Raw genomic sequence first — 16,940 nt, 5'->3', positions numbered from 1 at the left:
AAAGAAATCTTGTAATTTTATAACATGTACGCCCTAGTAGATTGTAACAATTTTTACGCCTCTTGCGAACGCGTTTTTAACCCTAATTTACGCCATAAACCCATTGCTATTTTAAGCAATAATGATGGGTGTGTTATTTCGCGAAGTGATGAAGCGAAAGCTTTAGAGCTTCCTATGGGTGCCCCTATTTTTAAATGGGAAGCGTTCTGCAAAGAAAAAAGCATACAGGTTCTTTCTTCAAATTACCCGTTATATGGCGATATGAGTAGCCGTGTGATGAAAATTTTAGAACAATTCACACCAGATGTTGAGGTGTATAGTATAGACGAAGCCTTTTTAGAGTTTAAAGGGTTTAAGGATTACGATTTCAATGATTATGGTAATCAAATTAGGCAACGTATTTTAAAATGGACGGGCATTCCAACCTGCGTGGGCATCGCGCCAACAAAAGCGTTGAGCAAGGTCGCCAACAAAATTGCACGTAAATTTCCAGAACAAACCAAGGGTGTATATGTGATTGATTCTGAAGAAAAACGGATTAAAGCTTTAAAATGGACTAAAATCGAAGCTGTTTGGGGTATTGGTTGGAATCTTCAAAAGCGATTAAAAGCAAAAAACTGCCTGACGGCATTCGATTTCACACAATTATCAGATGATTGGGTTCGTAAAACTTTTTCAATCACCGAGTGGAAGTTAAAGAAGGATTTAGAAGGTGTTTCAGAAATTAAATTGGAAGACATAAAGACAAAACACGCCATTGCTACCACCAGAAGTTTTGAATATACGTTTTCCGATATAGAAAATATTAAAGAACGCATCTCTACATTTGCAACTAGTTGTGCTGAAAAACTTAGAAAACAAAAATCCAGTTGCCATGTTATTTATGTGACCTTAAGTAGCGACCGGCATAAAAAAGATTTAGAACAACATAGAGCAAGTAAAATAATAAGCTTACCTTTTCCAACAGATTCGAGTTTGATTATCAGTCAACAAGCCGTTCATGCCGTAAAAACCATTTTTAAAGAAGGCATTAAGTATAAACGGGCAGGTGTTATCGTTATGGGTTTAGTGCCAACCAATAACCATCAAATAGATCTATTTGAAAGCGAAAACCCAAAGCACAAACCGCTTATGCATGCTATTGATGGTTTAAATGAAAAGTATGCAGATTATAAAGTAAAATTAGGAAATCAAGATTTAAAACGAACTTGGAAAATGCGGCAAGAACGATTATCGCCGAGATACACAACGAATATTAATGATATTATTAAGGTAAAGTAAACGTCATTCCGAACACAGTGAAGGAATCTTTCGATGAGATTGCCACGTCATTTTATTCCTCGCAATGACATAAAAAAAATTAATTATAAATGATTCCTGCTTTTAGGAATGACATAAAGATGATGTTACACAACGCCCAACCTATAACTTTTTTCACTCCTGAGGAAACCAATAATTCAGGAGCTTTGTTTTTCGATACTGGAATTTCTGCAGGATTTCCATCGCCAGCCGAAGATTTTAAAGAACAGCGTTTGTCTTTGGATAAAGAGCTTATTAAAAACAAAGAAGCTACTTTTTTTGCACGCGTAAGTGGACAATCCATGATTGGGGCAGGACTAGACGATAATGATTTGTTGGTTATTGATAGGAGTTTACAGCCCGAAAACAATAAAATAGCCGTTTGCTTTTTAGATGGTGAGTTTACTGTAAAACGTTTAAAGGTAGATAGAGACGAAGTTTGGTTACAACCAGAAAATCCTAATTACCCTATTATAAAAATCACTAAAGACAATGATTTTATTATTTGGGGCATTGTTACCAACGTGATTAAAAAAGTGTAAATCAACCTTTAATGTATGGCAGAAATAAAGCAAGCACTTCCACAAAAAAACAACACACTTATTCCCATTATTGTTATTGCGGGACTATTTTTCATCTTCGGATTTGTTACCTGGATTAATGGGGCATTAATTCCATTTATGAAAACCATCAATGAGTTAACAGATGCGCAATCGTATTTAGTGGCATCTGCTTCTTACATCTCATTTGTCTTTATGGCACTTCCAGCGTCTTATGTCATTAAAAGAATAGGTTTCAAGAAAAGTATGTCCTTAGGTTTAATTATTATGGCGCTAGGAGCTTTAATTTTTATACCAGCCGCCGAAGCCAGAACGTATTGGATGTTCTTAACGGGTATTTTTGTTCAAGGTGCCGGGATGACCTTATTGCAAACGGCATCAAACCCTTATATTACCATTTTAGGGCCTATAGAAAGTGCGGCAAAGCGTATTGCCATAATGGGTATAGCCAACAAAGTAGCAGGGGCGTTAGGCTCGGTTATTTTCGGAGCTTTATTGTTATCGGGTATTGATAAAATAAAAGCACAATTTGAGGTTGTTGACGCCGAGGAAAAGGGTCGTTTGTTAGATACCATGGCAGATAGCGTGGTGACCCCTTATATTGTTATGGCCATGGTGCTATTTGTCTTAGGAATATTAATAAGAAAAGCACCTTTGCCCAATGTGGAAGAAGCACTTGTTGAAGAGCCAAAAGTAGGCGAAACGGTAAAAACCAGTATTTTTCAATTTCCTCATTTATGGTTAGGGGTTTTGGCATTGTTTTTATATGTAGGTGTTGAAGTGATTGCTGGAGATACCATTATAGCTTATGGCATTGCTTTAGATATTCCTGTTGAACAAGCTAAATTTTTCACACTGTTTACATTAATGGCCATGGTAGTAACGTATGCTTTGGGCGTGTTTTTAATTCCCAAATATATAAGCCAAGCCTTTGCTTTAAAGGCTAGTGCCATTTTAGGAATTGTTTTTTCATTTTGTATTATTTTTACAGATGGCTTTGTATCCGTGTTATTTGTTGCTGCTTTAGGAATCGCCAATGCTTTGGTGTGGCCTGCCATTTGGCCGTTAGCTTTAACAGGCTTAGGAAAGTTTACTAAAACGGCTTCAGCATTGCTTATTATGGCAATTTCTGGAGGCGCTATTATTCCGCCATTATACGGTTTGTTGGTAGATGGTAAAAAGGAAACATTAATTTTAAACGGTATGGGTGAAGCTTCTGCCATTGCTGAAGCTACTTCTTTTGGGTATTGGATTCTTTTACCGTGTTATCTTATTATTTTATATTACGCATTTTCTGGACATAAAATTGGATTGAAGCCTTAATTATAGGTGTAAAAAAACGCGAAACATGTGTTTCGCGTTTTTAATATATAATTGAATAAAGTTTAGTCAACTAAAATGATGACTTTATTGTCTTTCATTTCAACAGTACCAGAATTGATTTTCAACAACGTTGTATTTTTATCACCTTGGGTAAATTTGTTCTTAACAGCTTCATGTAATTCTATACTGCCAGTAATCTTCACAAAACCTTCTTTTAATAAAGATACAATAGGAGCGTGATTGTTTAACATTTCAAAATTACCATTCACTCCTGGAACAGCAACACTCGTTACTTCTCCACTAAACAAAGTTGCTTCTGGTGATACAATTTCTAAATACATAGTTTTTAAATTAATAATTAATAATTGTCAATTATTAATTGATTACGCTTCAGCAAGCATTTTTTGACCTGCTTCAATGGCTTCTTCAATAGTTCCTTTAAGGTTAAACGCAGCCTCTGGTAAGTGATCTAATTCACCATCCATAATCATGTTAAATCCTTTAATAGTTTCCTTAATGTCTACTAAAACACCTGGGATACCTGTAAATTGTTCCGCAACATGGAATGGCTGTGATAAGAAACGTTGCACACGTCTTGCTCTTGATACGGCTTGCTTGTCCTCTTCCGAAAGCTCTTCCATACCCAAAATAGCAATGATATCCTGTAATTGTTTATAGCGTTGCAATAACTCTTTTACACGTTGAGCACAATCGTAATGGTCTTTTCCTAAAATATCGGCTGTCAAGATTCTAGACGTAGAATCTAACGGGTCAACTGCAGGATAAATACCTAACTCAGCAATTTTACGTGATAATACGGTAGTAGCATCTAAGTGGGCAAATGTTGTAGCAGGAGCAGGGTCTGTTAAGTCATCCGCAGGTACGTAAACCGCCTGTACAGATGTGATAGAACCTCTTTTAGTAGAGGTAATACGCTCTTGCATCGCACCCATTTCTGTTGCTAATGTTGGTTGGTAACCTACCGCAGATGGCATACGACCTAATAATGCAGATACCTCTGAACCAGCTTGTGTAAAACGGAAGATGTTATCTACGAAGAAAAGTACGTCTTTACCTTGCGCTTCTCCAGCACCATCACGGAAATATTCAGCAATAGTTAAACCAGATAAGGCAACACGCGCACGGGCTCCAGGAGGTTCGTTCATTTGTCCGAATACGAAAGTCGCTTTAGATTCTTTCATTTTAGATTTATCAACTTTAGATAAATCCCATCCACCAGCTTCCATAGAATGCATAAAATCATCACCATAGCGAATAATTCCAGATTCCAACATCTCTCTTAAAAGGTCATTTCCTTCACGTGTTCTTTCTCCAACTCCAGCGAATACTGAAAGTCCACCATGTCCTTTTGCTATATTGTTAATCAACTCTTGAATCAATACTGTTTTACCTACTCCAGCACCACCAAATAATCCGATTTTACCACCTTTTGCATAAGGTTCAATTAAATCGATTACTTTAATACCTGTAAATAAAACTTCAGTAGACGTTGATAAATCTTCAAATTTAGGTGCTTGACGGTGAATTGGTAGACCAGCATTACCCGCTTTAGGTAAATCTCCAAGACCATCAATAGCATCTCCAATCACATTAAATAAACGGCCATAAACATCATCACCTATCGGCATTTGTATTGGTGCGCCAGTTGCAACAACTTCAGTACCTCTACTTAAACCATCCGAAGAATCCATAGCGATAGTACGAACAGTATCTTCACCAATATGGGATTGGACTTCTAATACTAATAATGTACCATCTGGTCTTTTGATTTCTAATGAATCATAGATTTTTGGAAGGGTAGATCCTGCTTCGAATGCGACATCTATCACCGGACCAACTATTTGAGCAACTTTACCTGTAATTTTAGACATTACTTATATGTTTAATATTATGCGATTTAATTGTATGAAATACGTATTTTGTTTTCGCGTGCAAAGATATATTTTTTAATTTATAATTAAAGTCGTTTTTAAGCTTTTTTGTCATAAAAAAACACCTCTTTCTTGGAGGTGTTTTATACTTGTATCTTAAGATATCATTATTGTAATGTGGGGGCATAATTTGTTGGGTAATCTCCAGCTTTTGCTACGTTTCCAGAAGCTATAAAGTTGGAGCCAAACGCTTCATCAATTTTTTCTAAAAATTTATTGGCCAAATAAGCATAACCTCTTGCTGTAAGATGGATGCCATCCAAGCCTATAGCTCCACCGGTAACCAAACTTGTTTGAAGCGTATAATTATCAAAAACAACGCCGCTAGCAGTTGCTTCTTGAAGGATACCATTTAAATCTACTAAAGCAACATTAGGGTTTGAGTTTGCAACCGATGCAATGGTTGTGTTATAAGCCTCTGTTGCAGCTTTGATTTCCTGTTGTTCGCTTGGTATTAATACCCATTTGTCCGCTAGTGGCAATGTAATGCCTTCAGCAGAAAATTGTCCAGCTAGTGTTTGAGGTAGGCCTTGAGTCATTAAAAAGGTAACGGAATCTATATTAATGGTTCCTATGACTGAACTACTTGGTAAAACCAACAAATCATTAGCGTTAGCCATTCTTGTTTGTCCGTAAGTGAGCCCAAATAAATTGGCTACTAAGGGCGCTGCTTGAGCTGGCAACCCGAAACTTTGAACAAAAGCAGGAAAGGTAGGACTTGCGTTAAGGACGCCTTCAATTTGAGCAGATAAATTTACTAAAGTTTCATCTTTAATAATGACAGGGCTGGCATCTGTAGTGGAGAAAACAATAGACCGTTCTGGAACCCCTAGAAAAGTAAACACCTGATTTAGCTGACCAAAAATACCATTAAGAGTTGGTATTTGAGGACCGAAATCTGGATTTAACGGACTTAAAGGGTTGTAAGGAACGGTTGTAAAGTGAGGTAAATCAGTGATATAAGGCACATTTGTTACAATTCCTTTAGCTCCACCAGATGTTAATGTTGAGACAATATAACCAAAAGTTTGGTCGAAGCCAACACCAACAGCTCCAGCACTAGGTGTAATTGTATTTGAACCATCACCACCAGAAGTTGCATAACCTAAAACATCATTACCACCAATTTCTGACAAGGTGAAGAAAGTTGGGCTTTGGGCCATTGCATCACCTAACACGGTAGCACTAGGGCTTGATGCGATTCTTACAAAATAGGGATTAGCGGTTTTAGTTGCTAAATTTGCAATATTACCATAACCATTAAAAAGAAGATGAAAACTTTTAGCACCGGGAACTCCCATATTGTTAAAAGGACCTGTTGGTTTATTGATAGCAATATCTGTAGTCACGGTTATAGGGCCCACGACCGATTCTAAAGGAACGGGACCCGCACCTCCAAAAACCAATCTTGGATCAAAACCAGGAATTCTAGTGCCGCCAGCGGCTAAGCCACCATAATTATCGCTTGTTAAAGGTTGTTTAAAAGAACCACCTTCAATTTTTGCAAATTGTTGGGATAATATGTTTGGGAATGAATTTTCTTGGGCAGCTTTAAATAAAGCATTATCGGTAAAACCGGCAGTAAAAGATGCTCCAATGGCAACATAATTTGAAAAATCGGCAGAGCCCGCGGTTAGTTCTGGTAATTCAACTTCAGCTTCAAGTCTGCTGACATCTTCAATGTCGTTACAAGCTGTTAATCCTAAAAGGATTATTAAAAGCCATATATATTTTGTGTTCATAATAATCTTTTTTATAAGTTGTTAATTGTCCATGAAGCATAATACATGGAACCGATAAATCCTGTGCCAAAGGCTGTAAAATATTCTTTTCCTCCCAGGTTTGTTGCTCCTACTTTAAATATGGACTTCAAACTTGGCACTACTAAGTTAATTTGGGCATCTACAACATGAAATTCTGGCACAACACCATTGCCAAAAGTTCCTTCCCAATAGTAATCATCACTAAATCGGTATGACACATTAAAGCCAAAGTTTTTAAATAGTTCGGTATTTCCAAAAGAGGCTTTGAATTTATGTTCTGGGGTGTTAAAATTCGTTGCGAAATCGGGATATTGGTTTTGATCAAAATCTAATTTTGCGTAGGTGTAACTTCCACTTAAGTCAAAATCACCAAACACTTTAGTTGATAAACCTATGGAAGCACCATAAGAATTAACATCAGCTTCAGAGTTTGTATATGTGCTATACGCTTGATAATCACCATTAGCAATAGAAGCAACAGATAAAGAGCCATCTCCAACAGTTCCATAATATGGAGCTACCACAACTTCTTGCGATATAAAATCTTTATATTTGTTGTAATAGGCACTAAGGTCAACAATTAAATTATTGAATTTACCTCTGTAACCAACCTCAGCAGATGTTACTTGTTCGGGTTTAATCAAATCTGGATTAGAAACTTCTAAAACGCCAGGGTTTCCTGTTTCACTTAATTCCTGAACTGAGCTTAAAGTATAAGAGTTCTCGTAAGCAACTCGACCAGTTTGTGTAATGGTTGCAGGTTGCCCTAATAATTGACCACCTCCACTCACATCAAACGTTCTCACATATCTATCTAAATTACTAGGAGCAGATCCCACTAATATAGCTCTACCGGCATCTAAACCAATAAATAAGTCTTGGGTTGTTGGATTTCTAAAACCTGTTTGGACAGAACCTCTAAAATTGTGGTTTTTATTGACTGTTAACCCAGCAGAAATTCTTGGTGAATAAAAGCCGTCGAAAAATTCGGATTTATCGTAGCGAATCGAGCCAGTTAATTTTAAATCTAATGCATCGTTAAGGTCTATATCCTTTTGAATTTGCGTATAAACTCCGAATTCTGAATAATTTATAGGGCCATTTAAATCGGTATAAATAGTGCCAGACGAATTTAAGTTATATGTTCTATAAGAGCCACCGACTTGAATTTCGGCAAATTCTATGATATCTCTAAAATTATAATTTCCATCAGCATGGGAATATTTGGAAGCATCTTGGAATTTTGAACCTGTTGATAAGTCTGGGTCATTTATACTTTTGTTGAAGGCAGCTTTAAAGCCGTCTGAACCAGGCAAAAATCTCCCAGATTCAGCAACAGCTCTGGCAGCGGCATGGGCTTGAGCCTCGGTAGCGCCCCCAAGTGTTGCTTGAACATAGGTTCCTGCATATTCCCCAAACCAAGTATTATCATCTTTCCAAGCTCTATTGATATTAATTCCTGTGAACACCATATCATAGGAGTCGCCAGCTTTATCGCTAACCGTGTAACCTCTTAAAAAGAAATTATCGTTTTTAATTTCTATTTTATGTTGTTGTTGAAAAAAGCCGTTAATATTATATCTATTAGTTCCTTGGTATATGGTTGATCCTGTACCCACTTTACCTACATACGATATTTCAAAATCATTTTCCCATGGACGGAAATATAAGCCCCAATCAGCTTTTATACTCTCTGCTCTGTAATTTGTTAAATCTCGTTCATTATACCCCGTTCTACTCACCTCTACTGATGGTACCAAGGCACTAGCCCCGGAAGGTAATATACCTAACCCTTCTAAGGTTATGGCAACACCATTTATATCTGTTGAAACTTCATCCCCGTATACATTAATACCATCATAGTTTAAGTCTGCCCTAGTGCCACCAACTGTTGTTTTATCAACCTCACTGGTTGCTGCCCAATCCGTTCCCAGTAAATATCCAAAATTCACTTTCCCTGCAAATTTATTGCTAAACTTATGTGCGGCACGAAAACTAACATCTGTATATGGGTTATCGCCTGCTTCTTTTTGAGATGTAATACCTCTTTTTACGGAAGCACTTATACCTGGATAATCAAAAGGGTTTTTACTACGCATGAATAATATGCCATTAAATGCATTGGCTCCATACAAAGCAGAAGATGCACCAGGTAACAATTCCACGCTTAAAACATCTGTTTCGGTCATACCCACTAAATTTCCTATTGGAAAGTTTAAGGCAGGGGTAGAATTGTCCATGCCATCAATCAATTGCATAAATCGATTATTAGCAAAAGTGGCGAAACCTCTAGTGTTTACAGATTTAAAAGTCAAACTATTGGTATTTACATCCACACCCTTAAGATTTTCTAAACCATCATAAAAATCAACTGAAGCTGTACTTTTAATTTCTCTTAGGCCAATCCGCTCAACGGTAACAGGCGATTCAAAAATACGTTCAGGTGTTCTTGAAGCAGAGATTACAACTTCATCTAATGAGGTGCCTTCTTTAAGCGTGAAATTAACAGTTTGATTGTTTGACATGATTCTTTCCGTAGCGGTTTCAAAACCTACGCTACTAGCTTGTAAATCAAAAGGGGGTTGTTGGATTACACTTAATGTAAAATTACCATCAAAATCTGTAACCGTACCAGTTGAGGTCCCAATTACAATGATATTTGCCCCAGGAATGGGTTGTCCGCTGTCGTCAAGAACAGTTCCAGAAATTGTTGTTTGGGAGTACGACCATCCACAGAGAAACAACAATAAAACAGAAATAGATGTTTTCATAATTTAGGCTAAGTTTTAATTAAATTAAGGCAGTAAACTTTCTTAAAAATCATATCAAAATTAATAAAAATACTATGCAAGCATAGTATTTTTATTTAAAAAATTGACTATCAATTATTTTATTGACAAAAAATAGCGAAAAAAATGATAAAATCCTATAATTAATTGTAATTAATTATAGGATTTTATCATTCATGTGAATTTTGTAATTTTACTCGACCGTAACAGATTTAGCTAAATTACGTGGCTGATCGACATTTTTACCGAGCATTACCGCAATGTAATAAGATAATAATTGAAGAGGAATAGTTGTTAATAATGGTGTTAAAGATTCTAAAGTTTCTGGCACTTCAATCACATGATCTGCAAGTTCCCTAACGGTTACATCACCTTCAGTAACAATACCAATAATTTTTCCTTTACGAGATTTAATTTCTTGAATGTTACTTACAACTTTATCATAATGTCCTGTTTTAGTTGCAATAACCACAATAGGCATATTTTCGTCTATAAGTGCAATGGGGCCGTGTTTCATTTCGGCAGCAGGATAGCCTTCTGCATGTATATAAGAAATCTCTTTTAATTTTAAAGCACCTTCTAAAGCAACTGGAAAATTGTAGCCCCTTCCTAAATACAAGAAATTAGTAACATTCTTATATATTGAGGCGATTTCTTTTATGTGAGCATCAGCTTTTAAAGCTTTTTCCACTTTTTTAGGAATCATTTCTAATTCTAATAAATGGTGACGGAAATCAGAGCTAGAAATGGTTCCTTTAGCTCTTGCCAAGCGCAAAGCAATTAATGTTAATAATGTAATTTGGGTGGTAAAGGCTTTGGTTGATGCGACGCCAATTTCTGGGCCGGCATGTGTGTAAGCACCAGCATCTGTTTCTCTAGCTATTGAAGAACCTACTACATTACATACACCAAAAACAAAAGCTCCTTTTGATTTTGCCAATTTAATAGCAGCCAGAGTATCAGCTGTTTCACCCGACTGCGAAATAGCTATAACAACATCTTTTTCAGTAATTATAGGATTGCGATATCTAAACTCAGAAGCATATTCAACCTCTACGGGGATTCTTGCTAAATCTTCAAATATGTATTCAGCCACCAATCCTGCATGCCATGAAGTGCCACAAGCTACTATTATGAAGCGATCGGCGTTAAGGAATTTCTTCATATTATCCTCAACACCAGACATTTTTATAATAGCATCTTCTCTTAAAAGTCTACCTCTGTAGGTATCGTTGATGGCTTTGGGTTGTTCGTAAATTTCTTTCAGCATAAAGTGATCGAAACCACCTTTTTCTATTTGTTCTAAGTTTAATTGTAATTGCTGAACATAGGGATCTACTAAAGAGTCATCTTTAATCTTTCTAATCTTTATATCTTTGCCTTCTCTAAGTATGGCCATTTCTTCATCTTCTAGGTAAATGGCATTTTTAGTATATTCTATAAAGGGAGATGCGTCACTTGCGATAAAAAATTCGCCATCACCGATGCCAACAGCTAATGGGCTTCCTAAACGAGCAATGATAATTTCATCAGGCTTTGTTCTATCAAATACAGCTATCGCATAAGCGCCAATTACTTGGTTTAGTGCTATTTGAACCGCTTTACCAAGCTTTACATTTTCTTTCTTTTTTACGTCTTCTATTAAATTAATTAAAACTTCGGTATCCGTATCAGATTTGAATGTATAGCCACGAGAAATAAGCTCTTGTTTAAGAGAGTCATAATTTTCAATAATTCCATTGTGGATAATAACTAAGTCACCAGAATTTGATGTATGGGGATGAGAATTAACGTCATTAGGAACACCATGGGTAGCCCATCTCGTATGGCCTATGCCTAAGTTTCCTTTTTTAGAAATTTGATTTTCTACACAATTTTCTAAGTCAGTAACTTTACCTTTTGTTTTTGAAACATTAAGATTTGTACCATCAAATAGAGCAACTCCTGCACTATCATAGCCACGGTATTCTAATCGTTTAAGGCCTTCAATAATAATAGGATAAGCATCTCGATGTCCTAGATATCCAACAATTCCACACATAATAATATGATTTGGGTTAATTAATAATCAAAACAAATATGAAAAATAAATATCAATCTATGATAATTATTATATATAAGTTCTTTTTTAAACGATGAAAGTCATTTCTAATATATAAAATATACTGTTTTAGTATAAACTTTACAGCTGCCTATTTGTTTAATTTACTTGGGCTCAGTAAAGAATATTTCTAATGACATTCTTTTATTTTCAGGAACATTTGCATTAGTACCATGTAAAATGGTGCCTCTTGGCGTTATAATGGATGTAGACGGAACATTAGTTACTGTATTGTTACTGTTTAAGATCTTTGAATTATCGGTCAAGTTTACATTTGAAGATAAAACCAAGCCTATTTTTGTATTGGTAGAGTCCCTAATTAAAATGCTTTTTAAATGTTCTGTGAGGCGTATTTTGTACTTTAATTGAGCAGGGTCTCTTTGTCCTAAACTAACTATTTTAGAACTTAAAGGAGAGGAGCTGTTTGTAATGGGATCAAATATATAATCGATTGTTGGGGTGTTATTTTTAACATCATAAGCATAAATTCTATCATATTTATGATAATCGGTAGGCCCAACCATACCTTCATCTTCATAAATTACCAAGCGTGCTTCATTAATCAATTGTTTTAAAATAAAGTTGCCAAAGCTGTCTTTTTTATATCCTCCATTGCCATCAGGAACTCTATATGTTTTTTTAAAACATTCTAAAGCTGTAACTATTGAGGTGGTACCATCTTCATTTTCGCATTCAACCATGCCACTAAACAAATCAACCACCGCCATAGAACCTTCAGCGCCTTTCAAATAAAGTTTTTCATCACCCAAGGTTTTGTCTCCGTTGGTTAAGGTAACTAGCGAGTAATTATTGATAAAGGTGTTTAATCTGTTGATATTAATTGAGGCTGTACTAGCGAGATTTAAAATATAAGTGCTTTGGGTTCTTTCTCCTGTAGCCGCAGTGTCGTCTTTAGAATAGTAAATGGTTACATTAGAGCTAGTGGATGCTAGATTTAATAAAACCAAGTTACCATTATCATTTATAGATTGAGCTTTTAAATATAATCCTCTAAAATAGTTTTTAAAATTATTTTCATTGCTTAGTTCAGGCTGACCTTCTTTGTCTATGATTGTCGTTTTCCAAAAGTTAACATCCAATTTAGCTCTTAAAGCAGGTGCAGATTTGGTTCTTGTTATTGTGCTATCTTCGTCCATGGTTACTGTGACAATAGTTTTATTGCTAGGCACAAATTCGGCATCTTCAAATAATAGTTCCCCTCTGTTGGTGTCAAAATTTATTATTGTATTGTTACTCATAGCAAAATTATCGGTAGTGTTTATAGAACCGTCTGCTTTTGAATAATAATTTTGTCGTGCATTTGTTGGGGAGTTTGGATCAAAATCCCGTAAAAAATAATTGTTTTTGTAAATTGATAAGTGAATGGGACCATTTCCATATAACGAATCACTTATTGTATAGGTAGAGTCTGTTATAGTTCTACTAAAATAAGGAATTGTTAAAACTACAGAATCTATAACAGGGTTATCACCAAAATCAGGATTAAATCCACTTGGTGATGGTGATATCTGGGTAATGATGCTTGCCGTTGTTTGGCCATAAGCGGGATCATTAAACACACCTAATAAGTTTGATGACAAATTATTGATCTGTAAGGAGTCCAGTTTTTTATTGTAAGCTGTAATAGGCAAGTTTACTTTGCCCGTATTAAAATTAATATTGTCTTCTCCTAAAACATCACTTTCAACCGTGCTAAAATCTTTGTCGCATGCAACAACAGAGATTATCAAAAACAGACTAATACCAGTAAAATTAAGGGCTTTAAATATCTTTTTCATATAATTATCTAAGAATGTTTCGTTAGCTTAAAACTTCATTATTAAAAAATTTCGTGTAAGCTTCACCAAAATCATCTCTATTTTTGTATTCTAAAACAGGCTTATTGGAATCTTTCATGTAGGTTGTTAAATCCTTGGGAATTTCCTCCGATCCAACAATTAAAGCATCAGAGTAATCAATGGCAATTTTCATTAAATTGACATAAGATGGCTCTTCTAAAACTTTAATGGAGTCCTCATTAAGATTATCAAATTTAACTTTATTAAGCATATCTAGACTTAACGTATTGTTAAAACTTTGATTGTATACAGAGGTAACAATTTTACTTTCGTTAAACAATGGTTCGTCTTTGTAATATTCTTTCAGATATATAGGAAGTAAGGCCGCTAGCCAACCGTGTACATGAATAACATCTGGAGACCAATTTAATTTTTTAACAGTTTCAATAACACCTTTGGCAAAGAAAATAGCACGCTCATCATTATCGGCAAACAATACGCCATTTTCGTCTGTTAATGTTGCTTTTCTTTTAAAATACTCATCATTATCAATAAAATAAACTTGAATCCGTTCTTTAGGTATGGATGCCACTTTTATTATAAGGGGCATATCCAAATCGTTGATTACCAAATTTATTCCAGAAAGCCTAATAACCTCATGTAATTGATGTCTTCTCTCATTAATATTTCCATATCTGGGCATGAAAATTCTTATTTGACCACCTTGTTGATTCACTAATCTTGGTGCTTCAAAAGACATTGATGAAATTTCGGTCTCTGGTAAATAAGGCACTACTTCAGATGATACATATAATATCCTCTTATCTTTCATCTGCTTATATTTATTTGTTTTTTAATGGTCAAATGCAATTCGCCATTAAACGCTTCGGTTTGTATAAACTTATTCTTGTGGCTCATTTCACATGTTTGCTTTTGCCGTTTTTTTGATGATTTTATGTAACTGCTTTATGCGATTTTTCTAATTGAAAAAAAGTTTATGAGAGCTACATAAATGTCTTTCTTTTGAAGATTCAAAATAAAAAACACGCAAAAGTACAAAAATTTATGCAGATTGATTGTAAAATCTTAAGTTTGCCAGCGTTAATTTTATAATAGAAGGTGAAAGTTTTTTCAGGAAAGAAGGATATTGTTGCTGCTATGGATACTTACAAGGTAAAACGGCAAACCATTGGTTTTATTCCAACTATGGGGGCATTGCATCAGGGACATTTGGCATTAGTTGAAAAAGCAATACAAAATAATGATGTGGTTGTGGTAAGCATTTTTGTAAATCCAACACAGTTCAATAACCCCGATGATCTTAAAAAATATCCAAGAACTTTAGATAGAGATATATCGCTTTTAGCCACGCTTTCTAAAGATATTTTGATTTATGCACCTACTGTTGACGATATATATGAAGGAAGAACAACATCGGAAAGTTTCGATTTTGATGGACTTGAATTTGAAATGGAAGGGAAATTTCGTCAGGGTCATTTTGACGGTGTAGGCACCGTTGTAAAACGTTTTTTCGATATTATAAAACCTAACAATGCGTATTTTGGAGAAAAGGATTTTCAGCAATTACAAATTATTAAAAAGTTAGTAAAAAAACATCACATTCCCGTAAATGTAATTGGATGTAAAATACACCGAGAAAGTAGTGGTCTTGCAATGAGTTCAAGAAATACACGACTAAAACCAGAGTATATTAAAGCAGCACCTTTTATATACAAAACATTAAAAACTGCCAAAGTATATTTTGGCACAAAAAGTGCTAATTGGGTAACTAAATGGGTTGAAAATCAGTTTGCCAATCATGAGTTGTTAAAATTGGAATATTTTATAATTGCAGATATTAATACCTTAAAGGGATTAAAACGAAAATCTAAGAATAAAAAATATAGAGGATTTATAGCGGTCTACGCAGATGATATTAGGCTTATTGACAATATCGCATTAAATTAATTATCTTTGCCACATGCAAATTCAAGTAGTAAAATCTAAGATTCATAGGGTTAAATGTACAAGTGCAGAACTTAACTACATTGGTAGTATTACTATTGATGAGGACTTAATGGATGCTGCAAACATCATACAAGGTGAAAAAGTTCAAGTTGTTAATAATGACAACGGAGAACGACTTGAAACCTATGTGATTCCTGGACCTCGAAATAGCGGTGAAATCACATTAAACGGAGCCGCCGCAAGAAAAGTATCTGTAGGAGACACCCTTATTTTAATTACCTATGCTTTTATGGATATAGAAGAAGCAAAAGTATTTAAACCTTCCTTAGTGTTTCCAGATGAAGCCACAAACTTGCTAAAATAGACTTTTGAATCCAAAAACATCTAAAGCACTAAAAATCATACTCCCATTACTATTGGCAGTTTTTTTAGTTTGGTATTCCTTACACAAAGTTTCTTTTGGTCAATTAGTTGTTTTTTTTAAAGAGGCAGATTATAGGTGGATTGTACTCGGCATGCTTTTTGGATTTCTTAGCCATTTATCCAGAGCATATCGTTGGTTATTTTTATTAGAGCCGTTGGGTCATAAAATTAAGTTTAATAACAGCGTGATGGCCATTTTTTCAGCATATTTAATTAATTACACGATACCCAGAGCTGGAGAAATAGCGAGGGCTACCATCATAACAAATTACGAAAGCGTACCTTTTGAAAAAGGATTTGGAACTATTGTTGCCGAGAGAATAGCCGATTTAATTGTGATGTTTGCCATTATACTAATAACGCTTTTTATACAATTTGATTTTTTATATGGTATGTTAATTGAAAAATTCAATCCTATGAAAATTGTGATTGTCTTTGTTTTGTTGACTTTTTTAGGAGTCTTGTTTTTTAGATTTTTAAAGAGAAGCACCTCAAAAATGGCTTTAAGAATAAAAGCATTTGTAAACGGTTTGATTGAAGGCGTACTTAGTATTTTCAAAATGAAAAAAAAGTGGGCTTTTATTTTTCATACACTATTTATATGGGTTATGTATGTGCTCATGTTTTATGTCACATCTCTTGCTTTTAAAGATTTAGGAAATTTGTCATTAGGTGCCATTTTAGTGGGTTTTATTGCAGGGAGTTTTAGTATTGCTGCCACCAATGGAGGCATAGGTTCTTATCCGGTAGCTATTTATGCCGCTTTATCAATTTTTAATATACCCGAAGAGCCTAGTATTGCTTTTGGTTGGATTATGTGGTTTGCACAAACACTCATGATTATTATTTTTGGTGGATTATCTTTAATCTATTTGCCTATTTATAATAGAAAATCAGATATAAAAACCCTTTAAAACAACACATCACATTTCGTTTTTTATCTTCTTGAAAAGTTAGGGCTTA

At 35.0% G+C, this 16,940-nt stretch carries 13 protein-coding genes; 6 read left to right on the top strand and 7 right to left on the bottom strand.

Translation table 11 applies throughout. The annotated features are described in order from the left end of the window. Window positions 1-24 precede the first annotated feature (24 nt). The 3 genes from CDH49_RS01395 to CDH49_RS01385 all read left to right on the top strand — a co-directional run bounded on the left by CDH49_RS01395 (window position 25) and on the right by CDH49_RS01385 (window position 3,182). The gene (locus CDH49_RS01395; RefSeq protein WP_100613522.1) at window positions 25-1,281 is read left to right on the top strand and encodes a Y-family DNA polymerase; all 1,257 of its coding nucleotides are present in this window, start codon (window positions 25-27) and stop codon (window positions 1,279-1,281) included. A 122-nt stretch (window positions 1,282-1,403) separates the two neighbouring features. Then, window positions 1,404-1,841 (top strand): LexA family protein, encoded by a 438-nt coding sequence (locus CDH49_RS01390; protein ID WP_394344561.1) that lies wholly within the window; start codon window positions 1,404-1,406, stop codon window positions 1,839-1,841. 15 nt (window positions 1,842-1,856) lie between these two features. Next, window positions 1,857-3,182 carry a sugar MFS transporter gene (locus tag CDH49_RS01385; RefSeq protein WP_100613521.1) on the top strand — a complete coding sequence of 442 codons (1,326 nt, stop codon included), beginning with the start codon at window positions 1,857-1,859 and terminating at the stop codon, window positions 3,180-3,182. 62 nt (window positions 3,183-3,244) lie between these two features. On the opposite strand, the gene CDH49_RS01380 is transcribed toward CDH49_RS01385, so the two are convergent. From CDH49_RS01380 to CDH49_RS01350, 7 genes are all read right to left on the bottom strand, one after another. Beyond that, window positions 3,245-3,523 carry a F0F1 ATP synthase subunit epsilon gene (locus tag CDH49_RS01380; protein ID WP_100613520.1) on the bottom strand — a complete coding sequence of 93 codons (279 nt, stop codon included), beginning with the start codon at window positions 3,521-3,523 and terminating at the stop codon, window positions 3,245-3,247. 42 nt (window positions 3,524-3,565) lie between these two features. Continuing rightward, the gene (gene atpD, locus CDH49_RS01375) at window positions 3,566-5,074 is read right to left on the bottom strand and encodes a F0F1 ATP synthase subunit beta (protein WP_100613519.1); all 1,509 of its coding nucleotides are present in this window, start codon (window positions 5,072-5,074) and stop codon (window positions 3,566-3,568) included. Window positions 5,075-5,241: 167 nt separating this feature from the next. Next, window positions 5,242-6,876 (bottom strand): SGNH/GDSL hydrolase family protein, encoded by a 1,635-nt coding sequence (locus CDH49_RS01370; protein ID WP_100613518.1) that lies wholly within the window; start codon window positions 6,874-6,876, stop codon window positions 5,242-5,244. Between the two features lie 11 nt (window positions 6,877-6,887). Then, complete coding sequence (locus tag CDH49_RS01365; protein WP_100613517.1) at window positions 6,888-9,668, bottom strand: TonB-dependent receptor; 2,781 nt, start codon at window positions 9,666-9,668, stop codon at window positions 6,888-6,890. A gap of 211 nt (window positions 9,669-9,879) precedes the next feature. After that, complete coding sequence (gene glmS, locus CDH49_RS01360; protein ID WP_100613516.1) at window positions 9,880-11,727, bottom strand: glutamine--fructose-6-phosphate transaminase (isomerizing); 1,848 nt, start codon at window positions 11,725-11,727, stop codon at window positions 9,880-9,882. 164 nt (window positions 11,728-11,891) lie between these two features. Further along, window positions 11,892-13,586: a DUF4270 domain-containing protein gene (locus CDH49_RS01355; protein WP_100613515.1), complete on the bottom strand. Its 1,695-nt coding sequence runs from the start codon at window positions 13,584-13,586 to the stop codon at window positions 11,892-11,894. A gap of 22 nt (window positions 13,587-13,608) precedes the next feature. Further along, on the bottom strand, window positions 13,609-14,418 hold the full coding sequence (locus CDH49_RS01350; RefSeq protein WP_100613514.1) for a glycogen/starch synthase: 810 nt from the start codon (window positions 14,416-14,418) through the stop codon (window positions 13,609-13,611). 287 nt (window positions 14,419-14,705) lie between these two features. Between CDH49_RS01350 and panC the strand changes: the two genes are divergently transcribed. The 3 genes from panC to CDH49_RS01335 are packed head-to-tail and all read left to right on the top strand — an operon-like array spanning window position 14,706 to window position 16,891. After that, window positions 14,706-15,554, top strand: a complete 849-nt coding sequence (gene panC / locus CDH49_RS01345; protein WP_100613513.1) for a pantoate--beta-alanine ligase — start codon at window positions 14,706-14,708, stop codon at window positions 15,552-15,554. Between the two features lie 13 nt (window positions 15,555-15,567). Further along, complete coding sequence (gene panD / locus CDH49_RS01340) at window positions 15,568-15,918, top strand: aspartate 1-decarboxylase (RefSeq protein ID WP_100613512.1); 351 nt, start codon at window positions 15,568-15,570, stop codon at window positions 15,916-15,918. A 4-nt stretch (window positions 15,919-15,922) separates the two neighbouring features. Then, window positions 15,923-16,891: a lysylphosphatidylglycerol synthase transmembrane domain-containing protein gene (locus CDH49_RS01335; protein WP_100613511.1), complete on the top strand. Its 969-nt coding sequence runs from the start codon at window positions 15,923-15,925 to the stop codon at window positions 16,889-16,891. Window positions 16,892-16,940: the final 49 nt, after the last annotated feature.

This window comes from Confluentibacter citreus (assembly GCF_002807055.1).
GTDB classification, from domain to species: domain Bacteria; phylum Bacteroidota; class Bacteroidia; order Flavobacteriales; family Flavobacteriaceae; genus Confluentibacter; species Confluentibacter citreus.
This window is presented reverse-complemented; position numbering and strand designations above follow the sequence as displayed.

What these genes read in the sequence shown, in the direction of transcription:
- CDH49_RS01395 (WP_100613522.1), top strand. Translation starts at nt 25, where the DNA reads ATGTACGCCCTAGTAGATTGTAACAATTTTTACGCCTCTTGCGAACGC.
- CDH49_RS01350 (WP_100613514.1), bottom strand. Translation starts at nt 14,418, where the DNA reads ATGAAAGATAAGAGGATATTATATGTATCATCTGAAGTAGTGCCTTAT.
- glmS (WP_100613516.1), bottom strand. Translation starts at nt 11,727, where the DNA reads ATGTGTGGAATTGTTGGATATCTAGGACATCGAGATGCTTATCCTATT.
- CDH49_RS01390 (WP_394344561.1), top strand. Translation starts at nt 1,404, where the DNA reads ATGTTACACAACGCCCAACCTATAACTTTTTTCACTCCTGAGGAAACC.
- CDH49_RS01380 (WP_100613520.1), bottom strand. Translation starts at nt 3,523, where the DNA reads ATGTATTTAGAAATTGTATCACCAGAAGCAACTTTGTTTAGTGGAGAA.
- CDH49_RS01370 (WP_100613518.1), bottom strand. Translation starts at nt 6,876, where the DNA reads ATGAACACAAAATATATATGGCTTTTAATAATCCTTTTAGGATTAACA.
- panD (WP_100613512.1), top strand. Translation starts at nt 15,568, where the DNA reads ATGCAAATTCAAGTAGTAAAATCTAAGATTCATAGGGTTAAATGTACA.
- CDH49_RS01365 (WP_100613517.1), bottom strand. Translation starts at nt 9,668, where the DNA reads ATGAAAACATCTATTTCTGTTTTATTGTTGTTTCTCTGTGGATGGTCG.
- atpD (WP_100613519.1), bottom strand. Translation starts at nt 5,074, where the DNA reads ATGTCTAAAATTACAGGTAAAGTTGCTCAAATAGTTGGTCCGGTGATA.
- CDH49_RS01385 (WP_100613521.1), top strand. Translation starts at nt 1,857, where the DNA reads ATGGCAGAAATAAAGCAAGCACTTCCACAAAAAAACAACACACTTATT.
- CDH49_RS01355 (WP_100613515.1), bottom strand. Translation starts at nt 13,586, where the DNA reads ATGAAAAAGATATTTAAAGCCCTTAATTTTACTGGTATTAGTCTGTTT.